The following is a 14,128-nucleotide window of genomic DNA, read 5'->3' as shown; positions in this document are numbered from 1 at the left end:
AGGGATGGATTGAGAGGAAGTAGCGGAGGTCTTCTTCGGTAATGATTTCGCGTTCTGCCATTGAGTAGGCATTGGCAGTAACGGCGGTAATATCAGGCACATCCCAGTGACCGGAATCAGAACCCAAGAAGGCTTTAACTCTGTCGCCAAAGGGATTAGCTGCACGATTAAAAGCTTGGCTTACACGGGTATCGTCTGATTCCGTACCGAAGTAGAAATGATTCAAGAAGCGATCGCGCACATCTTCTGGCTTCTCAATTCCTGCTAGTTCAAATTCATCAAGTTCGCCTGGATTTTCTGGAGCTAATAGTTGATGGTGGAATCCTAAACCATCACCAATTTTATCTAAGCGTCCATCTACCAATTCGCCACCGTAGCGAGTATATAAGTCTACTAATGCTTCCTTGTCGATAATCGCAGGATTGTTATTTGACAACAAATGTTGTTTGTTGCGGGTTTCCCAGTGCCAAATAATATCAGCGTATAGACTAGCACCCCAAGCTGAACCACCTTCTAAGAAGGCAAATTTTAATTGTGGGAAGCGACGGGTAACTCCACCAAAGAACAGCGATTTGCATAATGCTTCCGCCGCAAAGGCAAAGTGATTAATGTGATTGTACTGGGCATTAGTGACAGAACGCTGAGTTGTCCAACCTTGGCTAGAAGCGTGAGTTGTCGGTACAACTTTCAGTTCTTGGCACTTAGCCCAGAATGGATCGTAATCATACTGGCTATCTAAGCCAAAGTTATCAATCCAAACCACTTCGTTAGCTACTTCTTTGCCATACTTTTCAAAAGCAGGAATTGGACGACGAACATAACCGGGGATTTGAATTGCTTTGAGTCCCAAAACATTAACTGCATATTCCAACTCTTCAATCCCTTCTTCGGGAGTGTGCATTGGAATTGCAGCGATGGGTGTTAATCGGTCAGAATAAGGACGGAAAATATCAGCATGGTAGGTGTTAACTGCCCGACAAACAGCACGCCGCATTTCTTCGTTGCCGATATTTGGCGCCATCGTTGCCAAGTTGGGGTACACAACGGCAAAGTCTGTACCTGCTTCTTCCAAGCGTTCATGTAGCAACTTCGGCAAGCTAATAGTAGCTAAATTCAAAGTATTTTTTGTTGGACGACCCCACCAGTTAGGGCGATTGGAGCGATAAGCAAAACGTTCTTCCCAAGTTTGCTTGTACCACTTAAAGCGGGAAGATCCTGGTAAATTCTCTTTGAAGCGTTCAACAAGTGCAGTTCCACCAACTTGCTCTAAATAATCCAAGACTGCTGGTTCAAATTCTTGGGTATGTACATCGGTGTCAATGATCGGATAACCAAGTTTTTCCCGAATTTGAGCAGACCTGGTTTTTTGTGGGCGGTCGAGAGCGATCGTCATGATAGTTTACCCTAATTATTCAAATTGTTTCTGGGGATTGACAAAGACGCGATAAATCGCCGTCTTTACAAGAATCAATCCTCTGTAGAGACGGCGATTTATCGCGTCTCTTACCTGATTTATCGCGTCTCTTTCCCAGCCAAAAATTCATCTGCTGTTTTTTCGACAGCCGTACCTTTGAAGAAGTCACGATTCAGGCTGGTGTACAACTCCAAGGGATGAATTGACAGGAAATATTGCAATTCTTCTCCGGTGATAATCTAGCGTTCTACCATTGAATATGTATTGGCTGAGATCGCAGTAATATCAGGTACATCCCAGTGACCAGAATCGGAACCCAAGAAGGCTTTAACGCGCTCTCCATAAGGATTAGCTTTACGGTTAAAAGCTTGGGCTACACGGGTATCATCTGATTCTGTCCCGAAATAGAAGTGATTCAAGAAGCGATCGCGGATATCTTCTGGCTTAGTAACTCCTGAAGCAGCGAATTCATCTAGATCGCCTGGTTCTAAAGGAGCTACTAAGTCGGCGTGGAAACCTAAACCACTACCTAACCGATCCAAACGACCATGTACTAATTCACCACCATAACGAGTGTAGTACTCTAGCAGTTCTTCACGATTAATATTGCCGGGATTGTTATTTTCCACCAAATGGTCTTTATTGCGGGTATACCAATGCCAAATTAAATCAGCGTATAAACTAGCACCCCAAGCTGCACCTCCTTCTAAGAAGGCGAACTTAAGTGTGGGGAAGCGGTGAGTTACACCACCAAAGAACAGAGATTTACACAGTGCCTCTCCAGCCGCAGCAAAGTGGCCGATATGGTTGTATTGGTAATTACTAATGGAACGCCGATTTATCCATCCCATACCAGAAGAATGGGTGGTGGGTACAACTTTAAGTTCTACGCACTTGGCCCAAAAAGGATCGTAGTCATACTTACTATCCAAGCCAAAAGTATCAATCCAGATAGCTTCGTTTGCTACTTCTTCGCCATACTTCTCGAAGGCGGGGATCGGACGCCGGATATGTCCGGGAATTTGAATTGCTTTGAGTCCCAGCACATTGACTGCATATTCCAACTCTGCGATCGCTTCTTCAGGCGTATTCATAGGAATAGCAGCAATTGGCGTTAAGCGATCGCTATAAGGACGGAAAATATCAGCGTGGTAAGTGTTAGCTGCACGGCAAACAGCCCGCCGCATTTCTTCATTACCGATGTGTGGCGCCATCGTTGCCAAGTTGGGGTACACAACGGCAAAGTCTGTACCTGCTTCTTGCAAGCGTTCGTGCAGCAACTTTGGCAAACTAACGGTAGCTAAATTTAGGGGATCATTGGTGGGACGAGTCCAGAAAGGAGGGCGGGCGGTGCGGTTAGCGCGGCGTTCTTCCCAAGATTGGTTAAACCATTTAGAGCGAGATGCACCAGGTAAGTGTTCTTGGAAACGTTCAGCGATCGCAGTTCCAGCAACTTGCTCTAAATAGTCTAAGAATGCTGGGGGAAATTCTTGGGTATGTACATCGGTGTCAATAATCGGATAACCAAGTTTTTCCCGAATTTGAGCAGACTTAGTTTTTTTTGGACGGTCTAGTGCAATAGTCATAGCATTTTACCTGAATTTTTAAATGGATTGGTCAAGAGGCAGGAGCCAAGAGGGAAGCAAAAAGCTTTTGAAGCTGGAAGTTGAGCCTTTGAACCTGGAAGTTGAGCCTCTGAGCCTGGAAGTTGAGCCTTTGAACCTGGAAGTTGAGCCTTTGAACCTGGAAGTTGAGCCTCTGAGCCTGGAAGTTGAGCCTTTGAACTTGGAAGTTGAGCCTCTGAGCCTGGAAGTTGAGCCTCTGAGCTTGGAAGTTGAGCCTCTGAGCTTGGAAGTTGAGCCTCTGAGCTTGGAAGTTGAGCCTCTGAGCTTGGAAGTTGAGCCTCTGAGCTTGGAAGTTGAACCTTTGAAAAACTTAATTACAAAAATCTGTTTTTCTTGCTTAGAAAAGTTACTGATTCCTGCTTCCTCTGCTCCCCCTACTCCCTCATCCCCCGGTTGGTGAGCGAAGTCGAACCACATCCCCCTCATCTCTCCCATTCCCCATTCCCCACTCCCTATTTCTCTTCAGCAACCCAATCTGTTAATTTAAAGTCCGACTTTGCTAAACCCTGCGAAACTAAAAATTTCTTTGTCCCCTCTAAAAGTTTCACACCCTCGGCTGGTAATGGTTCTTCTGATATTTGTTTGAGCGGTAACGATATTTTGATGATATCAACAGGATATTTAGTAGTTTGAGCGTGGTACTGATAATATTCTTCAGAATTAGCTTTTAAATCCTTCGCTGCTTCTGTGAGAATTGCATTAAATTTCTGGGGAAAATCAGCCTGTTTCGCTAGAAAGCTTTCCGTTGCTATAACTAATGATGTCCCTGACAGACCTTTATGATTTGCAGAAGAATCAATCACTGGAAACCCTTGTGATTTCAGAAAAGGCCCCAGATCACTTGAGGTTGCATAAGCTGCTATATCACCACGTTCTAAAGCCGCTTTTGCCTCAGTAGTCATCAAATGAACAACTTTTACATCTTTGGCAATTTTAGCTTCAGCTAATAGACCCAGCAGGTATCGATGCATATAAGAGCCTTTTTGGGTAGCTATTTTTTGACCCTTAAGTTCAGCAAGCGATCGCGGGCCATTCTTTTTCGCTACTAACCAGGCGGTTGTATTAAATTGAGTAATCCGCAATAATCGAGTTTCCTGACCCCTCGCTCTCAAAACTATGGCTGGTGTATCCCCTAAAGAGCCAACATCTAATTGTCCGGCGACAAGCGCCTCATTTAGATCCGGCCCGTTAGGAAACCTTGCAAAAGTAATGTTTTTAAATCCCGCTTTTTGCAACTCACTATCTAATATTCCTTTTTTCTTTGCCCAACCAAGTGGCCCTGTAGGTTCTGAACTACCTACATAACCTATACGTAAGGTAGAAATGCTATTAGATGCAGCAACAGCACTATTGGCATTAATAGCTTCAATGGATTGAGCAGATTTAGTTTCGCCTTGGCTACATCCTGTAGTTAGTAGCAGTAGGATACAAGCCACTGATGTTGATAATCTTGAAGGAAATTTATTTTTACTGATAGAACCTGTTCCTACTGCGATTGCTAGCATGACCTTTTCTTTGCCGTACTATACGCCGTGTGCAACTTTCTCTCAGACCTAACCCCCAACCCCTTCCCTACAAGGGAAGGGGAGCAAGAATCAAAGCCTCTCTCCCTGTGGGGGAGAGGAATGGAAGCGGGGTTCTAAGGATAAGCTGCACATCGCGTTACTATTTCATCTGCTTCAGAATTTGGAATGTTTGATCGGCTTTTGCTGTTGAAGTGCGTTTATGTCCCCAACCGATGTTTTCACGGTAACTACCCAGTAGCCCAACTTCTGCCAATTCTGCTTCGTTGACCGAAATCGTCACATCGCTTTCTGGTGCAACATAAAGAGCATCAACTGGACAATACAATTCGCACATATAACAAGTTTGGCAGTCACTCTGTCGAGCAATGGTTGGCGGCGCATCGGGTACTCTGTCAAACACGTTGGTTGGACAAATATTCACGCAGATATTACATTTTATGCACCGCGACTCGCTGACCAACTCAATCACACTGCTGCTCCTATTTTAGGTTTTAGATTTTGGACTTCGACTTACCTCGGCTCCGCTCGGCACAAGTCGCTCAGTCGAACGATTTTGGATTGGAAAATATCTTCTGCATTCAGTAAAGGCTGAGTTTTTACCCAGACTTGATCTAATCCGCCGCTAATCAGGTGATGTTGCTGGTTAGCATCAAGTTCTGGATAATCTAAATGTTTGTGCATACCACGAGTTTCTTTACGTTCAATGGCGCTGCTATACATCCACCGGGCTGTGGCTACCATTGCCGCAGCTTCTCGCGCCCGGATCAGTTCTTTATCTGATGTTACCTGGCTACTGCGGAGTTCTTGCCAAAGATGATTTAGCTTACCCAAAGACTCGGTTAAGCCTTGTTCTGTGCGGAAATAGTTCTTTTCGTAAGGAAATACTTCAGCTTGGACTGCTTGAATTACTTCATCAGTTGCCAAGGTTTGAGAGCGATCGCTCCCACTTTGTAATCCTACCTCTCCAACACACTTAAGTCGTTGAGTTTTCTGTTTCCCCAAACTGCGGCTATATTCAGCAGCCGATTTCCCCGACCAATAGCCAGAAGATATTGCCCAAGCTGCATTGTGGCTACCGCCGCCAGTAAATCCACCACAAATCAGTTCGCGTGTGGCGGCATCTCCTGCTGCATACAGCCCCCGCACAGAACTGGCACAACTCTCATCTACAATCCGAATTCCTCCCGTACCGCGCACAGTTCCCTCTAGGCGCAGAGTCACAGGAAAACGTTGAGTAAATGGATCAATGCCTGCACGGTCAAAGGGTAAAAAGAAGTTGGGCTGTGCTAAACGCATAGATGCCCGCATCGATTCAGCCGCTTTGTCTATAATGGCGTAAACTGGTTGTTGCAGCAATGTCTGGGCAATTACTGAACGTCTATGAGAACTTGCTCCCGGAATCACACTACCATCTTCGTAGGTGAAGGTTGCCCAATTATAAAACAGGGTTTTGGTGACTGAAGAAAAGGCGGGAGAGATGCCATAAGCATTGGAAAATTCCATACCCGACATCTCGGCACCAGCTTCAGCAGCCATTAAATAACCATCCCCTGTCAGGACGTTGCATCCTAACGCTTTACTGAGAAACGCACAGCCGCCTGTTGCAATAATTGTGGATTGCGATCGCACTACCCATTTCTCACCAGTTTGACGGTTCACACCTGTTGCACCAGCAACAGCACCATCGTCATCTACCAGTAGTTCTAAGGCGGGGCTGTTGTCTAAAATTTTGACTCCTGCCCGTTGGATTTGCCGCCGCATTAGCCGCATATACTCCGGCCCTTGCAGCGATCGCCGATAGGGTTTACCTTCATCGTCGGTAGGGAAGGGATAACCCCATTCTGCTAACTGATTAACGTTTTGATATGTCTGATTCAGTACCCGATCCATCCAGTTGCGATCGGATAAAAACCCACCCAATGATTCCCGACTTGCCTTTGCTGTTTCTCTTGCTTCTGGGTCAGGTGGCACATACCATACACCATTACCAGATGCAGCAGCGCATCCAGTTGTTCCACAATACCCTTTATCTACGAGGATCACCCTAGCCCCACTTGATGCAGCACTCCAAGCCGCCCAAGTTCCAGCTGGCCCTCCTCCAATCACAAGCACATCGCCTTCTAAGTCGAGTTCAAAATCGGTTGTTAACGTCTTCAGCATCTACAATTTTCCCCCATCGATAAAGTCTTTTGCATCAAGTCTTCACCCCATCAATGCTGCAAAATACTTATAAATCTGTTTGCCTATCTACTTAACAGCTTACTAATAGCCTTAAATTGTGGCTCCTTAAGGCAGGTTACCACCAGATTGGCATTTATAAATACTTTATCTCGCTCGACTAACCGTAGTCTTTAATATAACAAAGCTTTTCACAGTTTTCGACAAAAAGCAAGCATTTTAGCAAATAAATTCAAACGTAAACTTATGTAAAATAATTTTATTATCTATCCCAAGAGACTTGCTTTTTATAGTGTTTTGTGAGGATTGTTTGTTGAGTTGGAAGATTTGTCATAGAAACCACCTACCTCTGCCAAAGTATAGAGGGGCCTGGCTTTGACTTCTTCATAGATGCGCCCTATGTATTCGCCTAAGATACCAACACTGACTAACTGCACAGATCCCAGAAAGAAGATTGCCATCAAAATAATCGTAAACCCGGTTAAAGGTGAATGGGGGACAAAAAGCCGCCAATACAAGACTAATAAAGCCATGAAGATAGCCGCCGCCGCCGCTACTAACCCTAAATAGGTTGATAACCGCAGTGGCACTATTGAAAAGGATACTAGACCATTGATGGCAAGCGCCAAGGATTTGCTGAAAGTGTATTTAACTTCCCCAGCAAACCGGGGGTTGCGCTCGAACTGAATTGCTGTTTGCTCAAAGCCAACCCAAGAACGCAGACCACGGATGTAGCGGGTGCGTTCTGGCATAGAATTGAGAATATCTACGATCTGCCGATCCATTAAACAAAAATCACCAGTATCAGTAGGAATCTCTACATCTGCAAGCTTTTTGAGAATGCGATAAAAGAAGTAGGCAGTAAAACGCTTAAACCATCTTTCCTTGAGGCGTTGAGTGCGTTGAGCGTAGACGACTTGATAGCCCTGTCGCCATTTTTCAACCATGTCGGGGATTAGTTCTGGTGGATCTTGTAAGTCAGCATCAAGGATGATGATAACTTGACCCCGGACAAAATTAAGACCAGCCGTAACTGCAATTTGATGACCAAAGTTACGAGCAAAGCTTAGATAGCAAATGCGTGGGTCTTTTTGATGGAGTTCTCGCAGTAGTTGTAGGGAGCGATCGCGGCTACCATCATTGATTAAAATTAATTCGACAACACCATCCAGCCGACTCATTACTGCACTCAGTCTGCGGTATAGTTCAGGAATAATTTCTTCTTCGTTATAAATTGGAACAATCAATGAATACTTTGGTAGCATCTAAGAATCTCGTTTAATTTTGAACAGCCAAGCTGGTAGACTGCTTGCGATCGTAAAGGTTTGGTTCTCAGTATACCTAGCAAGATTCAAGTCCCATTCCGATAATTTATTTATTCTTTGGATTTATGTAATCTGAATCTGATTCTTTAAGGCTTTCTACAGCTTTTTTGGGAAAAGTCCGACGATGACGATACCAAGTAGACCCTGCTACCAGAGTTCCAGTTAAGCCCAAGGCGAGTACTAGCGGCAAGCAATCCCCAGTTTTGACTGCCTTCAAACCAGAACTACCTAGTAATACAAAAGGTAATACACTAGGAACAGTACCAAGTGTTGTACCTAGAACATAATCTTTAAAGCTGATCGAAGTCAGTCCAGCCACAAAGTTGACTAAACCATAAGGCATAATTGGTACTAGTCGGATGGCAAACATATAAAAAAGCCCTCCACGCCGAACCTGGGCATCCATAGCTTGCCAGCGTCCTGCTAATCGTTTTGCAATTGTTTGACGTCCTATAGTCCGAGTAAAAATAAAGGCAATTATTGCCGCAATGACTGCTCCAACACTAGTCCAGAAAGTACCCAGCCAAGGGCCAAAAATTGCACCTCCAGTCAAATTTAGCACTGTTGAGGGCAAAACTAACATAGTTGCCACAACGTACAAAGCAACATAAATAACAGGTGCCCAGATACCTGAAGATTTTAGCAAAGCTTGAATTTGTGCTGGTTCAATGCCACCAATCAGATATACTGCTATACCAGTCGCAATTATGCAACTCAGTGTGAGTACTAAAATACCAGCTTTCAAGTTCCACACTAGAATACTCCTGCTTTTTTTGTAACACAATCCATCTTTGGCAAATTTACCTTTTAATTAATTCTTAAAAACCTTGGTTTTGGAAAGTGAGGTACACCCGTAGGGGTACGGCACTGCCCATTGGTATCAACAAAAGCCTAGAAATAGCTTAACTGTTGGCTTGGCTGACTCACCCGCCTCGAACTAAAGTTCAAGGCTAATAGCTAAAGTCTACTTAAGTAGACTAAAGATTTTTGGCTATATTTAGTCATCTTAAGATGACTTTCGCTATTAGCAAGGAACTTCAGTTCCTTGCGGGACATAGCTTTTACGTTAAGCTGACATCAATGGGGGCTGCCGTGCCCTTACACCTGGCGATATAACGTTATACCGCACCTGAATAGGAACAGCTATAAATTATTAGGTACTACCAAAAAATAAATCATCCAATCTTAATTTATAGGGGCGTTGCTTTCTTAACGCACCGTCTATATTAATCTGTTACGGTACGTTGTGCTTCTGGCTAACGCATCCTACAAGTTAGACATTTTTTTAATTGCAAGTCCCTTAGAGAGTTATTCCTGATGAATCGTGAATCTACACTAGTTTTTTAAATAATTTCCTGTAAAATACTAATAAAAACTACGTTAACTACATCGAATTAACGGTGTTTCAGTTCCTCATACCCTGACAAACATGCAAATTCTCTGGTTTATTCCGACTGGATCTCATGACGGACGCTATTTAGGCACAGATATTGGCTCTCGTGTTGCCACACCTGATTATTTGCAGCAAGTTGCCCAGGCTGTGGATAATTTAGGCTACACGGGCGCATTATTACCCACAGGGAGTTCTTGTGAAGATGCTTGGATAACTGCCGCCGCTTTCATCTCTGTCACCAAGCAGATGAAATTTCTCGTAGCAATTCGTCCAGGAATTACTTCTCCAGGTGTTGCTGCCCGGATGGCAGCAACATTTGACCGGATTTCTAAAGGAAGATTGTTGATTAATGTGGTAACAGGTGGAGATCCGGTGCAACTTGCTGGGGATGGCTTGCATCTTAATCATGACGATCGCTATGATTTAACCGATGAATTTCTCACCGTTTGGCGGGGGATCGTCAGTGGGGAAACAGTGGATTTTAAAGGAAACTACCTGGATATCAAAGGTGGTAAACTCCTATTCCCACCAGTTCAAAAACCCTATCCACCTTTGTGGTTTGGTGGTTCATCTGCTGCTGCCAAGCGGGTTGCTGCTAAACATATAGATGTTTACCTGACTTGGGGCGAACCTCCAGAACAAGTAGCCCAAAAGATTGCCGAAGTTCGGCAACTGGCGGCTGAACAAGGGAGAACAGTCAGTTTTGGGATTCGCTTGCATGTAATTGTGCGAGAAACCGAATCTGCGGCTTGGGATGCTGCCAATGAGCTAATTAAGTATGTAGATGAGAATGCGATCGCAAAAGCTCAGAAAGACTTGGCTAGTTCTGATTCTGAAGGACAGAGGCGCATGAGTCAACTACATAGTGGTAGTCGAAAAACCTTAGAGATTAGCCCCAACCTCTGGACAGGAATTGGATTAGTGCGCGGTGGTGCTGGTACAGCCCTAGTTGGAGATCCCGACACCGTTGCCGCTAGGATGCTGGAATATCGCAATTTGGGTATAGAAACTTTCGTGTTTTCTGGATATCCCCATTTAGAAGAAGCGTATCGCACTGCTGAATTATTATTTCCACGCCTACCTTTGCAGAGTGAATCTGCACCTTTAACGCCACCAGTATTGAGTACTGTTAGCGAAATTGTCACCAATGAAAAACTTACTAAACAACTAGCTAGTGCTTCATAACCTAATAATTTGTAATTCGTAATGACGCTCGTTCCGACGCTCGTAAGCGTTGCGTTAGCGACGTAGGAGCGTATCGCTACCGCAACTCTTGGAGACGCTACGTTATCAGTTATCACGGTAACAGGGCGGGGATTTAAATCAGTGAACAGTGAACAGTGAACAGTGAACAGTTATCAACTTTGCGGTGAAACTGGTAACTCGTAACTGATAACTGATAACTGATAACTGATAAGGACTCTGACTCCCAATTGATTTACAATTTTTAACTGATAACTGATAACTGATAACTGTTAATTTATATCGCTTTATTGAAAATAAACAATAAATATCTATTATTTATATTTAATTTAATGATAATTAGAAAATTAACAAAGTATGATGCAGAAGATTATAGACAGATAAGATTAGAAGCTTTATATAAAAATCCAGATTCATTTGGCACAACGTATCATGAAGAAGCAATTAAGACGATAGAACAATTTCGGGATAGAATACTAGTAGATAACAATAACTTTATTTTGGGCTGCTTTGAGGATAAAGAGTTAATTGGAATAGTCGCATTTCACCAAGAATCAAGAATAAAACTCAGGCATAAAGCATATATTAGTAGTATGTATGTTCAACAAGAATATCGAGGAAAAGGTATAGGTAAATTATTACTAAATGAATTAATTGAAAGAGCAAAAGCTATTAACGAGGTAGAAATATTATTACTTGATATTGTTAAAATTAATTTTTTAGCAAAACAACTTTATTTATCATTAGGCTTTCAAATATATGGAATAGAGAAAATGGCGTATAAATTTAATAATCAATATTTTGATCTGGAGTTTATGTGTTTACAGATTAAATAAAAATATCTGAGTTCTTATTAAATATATTAATTTATGCCAAGAAAAAATGGCACTTAATTTTTTGATCAAACAGAGACAATTTCCAAAAATAACCCTGTAAAGAAAGAAGAGGTAATCTACAATGAAACTGATTTTGCCGCTTGATCTCGTTGCTGACATTGAGCCTCATCTACCACCTGATACAGAGGTTGTCAGGGTAGATGTTGAAGGAAATTTAGATGGGGATGCTAGCGATGCTGAAGTTTATTTCAGTTGGTTTTTATCCAGAAGTCCGACGCTGCATAAAATACTAGAAGCAGCACCTGCACTACGTTGGCATCATGCACCAAATGCAGGCGTGAATCACATCCTGACACCAACTTATTTGGAAAGAGATATTATCCTCACAAATGGGGCCGGAGTGCATGGAATTCCGATCGCAGAATTTGTAATCACTTATATACTGGCTCATGCCAAGCATCTACAGGAATTATATGCTTTACAAGCAGAACGTCACTGGAAAAGAGGCTTTGCCATCCAAGAGTTGACAGATGCGACCTTGCTAATTATTGGCGCTGGTGGTATTGGTCAAGAAATCGCCGCCCGTGCTAAACCCTTCGGCTTAAGAATTATTGGCAGTCGTCGTCATCCCCAAGAGCTACCAAATTTTGATAAAGTAGTGGGTGCTGATGAATGGCGATCGCTCCTGCCAGGGGTTGATTATGTAGTTATTGCGACACCACTAACTCCAGAAACCAAAGAATTTATTGATGAATCTGTATTGCGATCGCTCCCAAAACATGCATACCTAATTAATATTGCTCGCGGTGGCGTAGTCGATGAATCGGCATTAATAAAAGCGCTCACAGAAGGTTGGATTGCAGGTGCAGCATTAGACACAGTTAACTCAGAACCACTACCACCAGAAAGTCCTTTGTGGTCACTTCCTAACATCTTTATCACACCTCATACTTCCGGTCATTCCCCAAAAAGTAAACAGCGTTCAATAGCGCTATTTATCGACAATCTGAAGCGTTACCAAGCTGGTAAACCATTACGAAATGTAGTTGACAAAGAAGCAGGATACTAGGCACTGGGGACTAGGCTTGCCGTGAGCGTAGTCGAACGGGACTGGGGATTGGGGATTACTTTTCCTAATACGTCAGGACTTACGCAAAAATCGCCGAAAGGCTTAATTTATCGAACCGCCAAGACGCCAAGAACGCCAAGAATTCGTAGAGCGTGCGTAAGTCCTATACGTAATACTCAGTCCCCAGTCCCTTTGAAAATCCAAAATGAAATGAGGGAGTAGCAAATGGTGAAACTAATTTTACCCGATCATCTCATTGCTGATATTGAGCCACACCTACCATCTGATATAGATGTTGTGGAGGTGGATAGTGAAGGTAATCTTGATGGTGATGCCAGTGATGCAGAAGTTTATGTTAACGGATTTTACCTGAAAACCTCTACCCATGACAAAGTACTGGCAGCAGCACCCAAGCTGCGTTGGCAACAGTCACCTAGTGCTGGCGTGAATCACATCCTCACACCAACTTTTTTGCAAAAGGACATTATCCTCACTAATGGCGCAGGGGTTCATGCGATTCCAATTTCGGAATTTGTACTGGCATTCATGCTCCATCACGCCAAGAATCTGCGGAAATTGCAAACTTTGCAGGATGAACACACTTGGATAAGAGGAGTATTTCTCGAAGAGTTGGCAGACGCGAATTTATTAATTCTCGGCACCGGGAATATAGGTAAAGCGATCGCATCTCGCGCTAAAGCCTTTGGAGTTCGAGTTTGGGGTAGTCGCCGCCATCCCGAACCCCTACCAAATTTTGACAAGATTGTGGGTGTTAATGAGTGGCGATCGCTCCTCCCAGCAGCAGATTATGTAGTTATTGCTACACCATTAACTCCAGAAACTAAAGGCTTGATCGATGAAGCTGCATTGCGCTCCATGCGTCAGTCTGCTTACTTAATTAACATAGCTCGTGGTGCGATCGTAGATGAAGCCGCATTACTCACCCCACTACGTGAGGGATGGATTGCGGGTGCTGGATTAGATACAGTAGCTACAGAACCTCTGCCGCCGGAAAGTCCCTTGTGGTCGTTGCCAAACGCCTTTATCACCCCCCATTGTTCAGCCCTTTCGCCACGCCTCAGAGAGCGAATAGCACAACTATTTATCGACAATCTCAAACGCTACCAATCCGGTCAGCCCTTGCGAAATGTGGTAGACAAGCAAGCAGGATACTAAAATATGGGGAATTGGGAATTGGGCATTGGGCATTGGTTATTCGCCTTGTCTTCCTCATCCCCCTCATCTCCCTCATCCTCCCCTGCTCCCTCATCCCCACTCCCCACATTTGTTAAGACTAATACCTCCAAAGAACTAAGCAATTGTGGTGATGGAAAAATTGCCAAGCTGAAACAAAATAATATTAGGAATTTAACATCATCCGTAAATAGAAGGACTACAATCAAAACGGACAAATGTTTCATGCTCCAACAAGAGAGGATTACAAAGCTATGTCCGACTTAAATCGCGGAATTATGAAATTTGAGGGTGCAGATTCCCCAAAAGTAGTCACTATCTCTACCGTGTTGCTTCTGGGATCGATCGCGGCTTTGATGATGGGC

Annotated in this window: 13 protein-coding genes; 5 read left to right on the top strand and 8 right to left on the bottom strand. The window is 43.6% G+C overall.

Annotation, left to right across the window (positions count from 1 at the left end):
• The 3 genes from LC574_RS04980 to LC574_RS04975 all read right to left on the bottom strand — a co-directional run.
• The coding region (locus LC574_RS04980; protein ID WP_229451774.1) for an amidohydrolase family protein at positions 1 to 1,393 on the bottom strand (1,393 nt) is incomplete at its 3' end.
• A 119-nt stretch (positions 1,394 to 1,512) separates the two neighbouring features.
• The gene (locus tag LC574_RS38455; RefSeq protein ID WP_306422081.1) at positions 1,513 to 1,635 is read right to left on the bottom strand and encodes a hypothetical protein; all 123 of its coding nucleotides are present in this window, start codon (positions 1,633 to 1,635) and stop codon (positions 1,513 to 1,515) included.
• An 18-nt stretch (positions 1,636 to 1,653) separates the two neighbouring features.
• Positions 1,654 to 3,000, bottom strand: coding sequence for an amidohydrolase family protein (locus tag LC574_RS04975; RefSeq protein ID WP_306422080.1), 1,347 nt, complete (start codon positions 2,998 to 3,000; stop codon positions 1,654 to 1,656).
• A gap of 22 nt (positions 3,001 to 3,022) precedes the next feature.
• Here LC574_RS04975 and LC574_RS04970 point away from each other — a divergent pair, with 22 nt between their 5' ends.
• Positions 3,023 to 3,439 (top strand): hypothetical protein, encoded by a 417-nt coding sequence (locus LC574_RS04970; RefSeq protein ID WP_229451773.1) that lies wholly within the window; start codon positions 3,023 to 3,025, stop codon positions 3,437 to 3,439.
• Positions 3,440 to 3,491: 52 nt separating this feature from the next.
• On the opposite strand, the gene LC574_RS04965 is transcribed toward LC574_RS04970, so the two are convergent.
• From LC574_RS04965 to LC574_RS04945, 5 genes are all read right to left on the bottom strand, one after another.
• Complete coding sequence (locus tag LC574_RS04965; RefSeq protein WP_229451772.1) at positions 3,492 to 4,544, bottom strand: ABC transporter substrate-binding protein; 1,053 nt, start codon at positions 4,542 to 4,544, stop codon at positions 3,492 to 3,494.
• 160 nt (positions 4,545 to 4,704) lie between these two features.
• Positions 4,705 to 5,034, bottom strand: coding sequence for a ferredoxin family protein (locus LC574_RS04960; protein WP_229451771.1), 330 nt, complete (start codon positions 5,032 to 5,034; stop codon positions 4,705 to 4,707).
• A 41-nt stretch (positions 5,035 to 5,075) separates the two neighbouring features.
• Positions 5,076 to 6,725 carry an FAD-dependent oxidoreductase gene (locus LC574_RS04955; protein ID WP_229451770.1) on the bottom strand — a complete coding sequence of 550 codons (1,650 nt, stop codon included), beginning with the start codon at positions 6,723 to 6,725 and terminating at the stop codon, positions 5,076 to 5,078.
• Positions 6,726 to 7,030: 305 nt separating this feature from the next.
• Positions 7,031 to 8,008, bottom strand: a complete 978-nt coding sequence (locus LC574_RS04950; RefSeq protein ID WP_229451769.1) for a glycosyltransferase family 2 protein — start codon at positions 8,006 to 8,008, stop codon at positions 7,031 to 7,033.
• A 106-nt stretch (positions 8,009 to 8,114) separates the two neighbouring features.
• Positions 8,115 to 8,822 (bottom strand): TVP38/TMEM64 family protein, encoded by a 708-nt coding sequence (locus tag LC574_RS04945; RefSeq protein ID WP_229451768.1) that lies wholly within the window; start codon positions 8,820 to 8,822, stop codon positions 8,115 to 8,117.
• Between the two features lie 675 nt (positions 8,823 to 9,497).
• On the opposite strand from LC574_RS04945, the gene ssuD reads away from it, so the two are divergent.
• The 4 genes from ssuD to LC574_RS04925 all read left to right on the top strand — a co-directional run bounded on the left by ssuD (position 9,498) and on the right by LC574_RS04925 (position 13,745).
• Positions 9,498 to 10,646, top strand: a complete 1,149-nt coding sequence (gene ssuD / locus LC574_RS04940) for an FMNH2-dependent alkanesulfonate monooxygenase (RefSeq protein WP_229451767.1) — start codon at positions 9,498 to 9,500, stop codon at positions 10,644 to 10,646.
• A gap of 350 nt (positions 10,647 to 10,996) precedes the next feature.
• Positions 10,997 to 11,500, top strand: a complete 504-nt coding sequence (locus LC574_RS04935; RefSeq protein ID WP_229451766.1) for a GNAT family N-acetyltransferase — start codon at positions 10,997 to 10,999, stop codon at positions 11,498 to 11,500.
• A gap of 121 nt (positions 11,501 to 11,621) precedes the next feature.
• The gene (locus LC574_RS04930; RefSeq protein ID WP_229451765.1) at positions 11,622 to 12,569 is read left to right on the top strand and encodes a D-2-hydroxyacid dehydrogenase; all 948 of its coding nucleotides are present in this window, start codon (positions 11,622 to 11,624) and stop codon (positions 12,567 to 12,569) included.
• Positions 12,570 to 12,794: 225 nt separating this feature from the next.
• Positions 12,795 to 13,745: a D-2-hydroxyacid dehydrogenase gene (locus tag LC574_RS04925; protein ID WP_229451764.1), complete on the top strand. Its 951-nt coding sequence runs from the start codon at positions 12,795 to 12,797 to the stop codon at positions 13,743 to 13,745.
• Positions 13,746 to 14,128: the final 383 nt, after the last annotated feature.

This window comes from Nostoc sp. CHAB 5715 (assembly GCF_020829685.1).
Classification (GTDB): domain Bacteria; phylum Cyanobacteriota; class Cyanobacteriia; order Cyanobacteriales; family Nostocaceae; genus Nostoc.
This window is presented reverse-complemented; position numbering and strand designations above follow the sequence as displayed.

Bases quoted from the DNA above. Each gene is read 5' to 3' on its own strand.
- LC574_RS04950 (WP_229451769.1), bottom strand. From the start codon at position 8,008: ATGCTACCAAAGTATTCATTGATTGTTCCAATTTATAACGAAGAAGAA.
- LC574_RS04975 (WP_306422080.1), bottom strand. From the start codon at position 3,000: ATGACTATTGCACTAGACCGTCCAAAAAAAACTAAGTCTGCTCAAATT.
- ssuD (WP_229451767.1), top strand. From the start codon at position 9,498: ATGCAAATTCTCTGGTTTATTCCGACTGGATCTCATGACGGACGCTAT.
- LC574_RS04935 (WP_229451766.1), top strand. From the start codon at position 10,997: ATGATAATTAGAAAATTAACAAAGTATGATGCAGAAGATTATAGACAG.
- LC574_RS04930 (WP_229451765.1), top strand. From the start codon at position 11,622: ATGAAACTGATTTTGCCGCTTGATCTCGTTGCTGACATTGAGCCTCAT.
- LC574_RS04965 (WP_229451772.1), bottom strand. From the start codon at position 4,544: ATGCTAGCAATCGCAGTAGGAACAGGTTCTATCAGTAAAAATAAATTT.
- LC574_RS04955 (WP_229451770.1), bottom strand. From the start codon at position 6,725: ATGCTGAAGACGTTAACAACCGATTTTGAACTCGACTTAGAAGGCGAT.
- LC574_RS04970 (WP_229451773.1), top strand. From the start codon at position 3,023: ATGGATTGGTCAAGAGGCAGGAGCCAAGAGGGAAGCAAAAAGCTTTTG.
- LC574_RS04925 (WP_229451764.1), top strand. From the start codon at position 12,795: ATGGTGAAACTAATTTTACCCGATCATCTCATTGCTGATATTGAGCCA.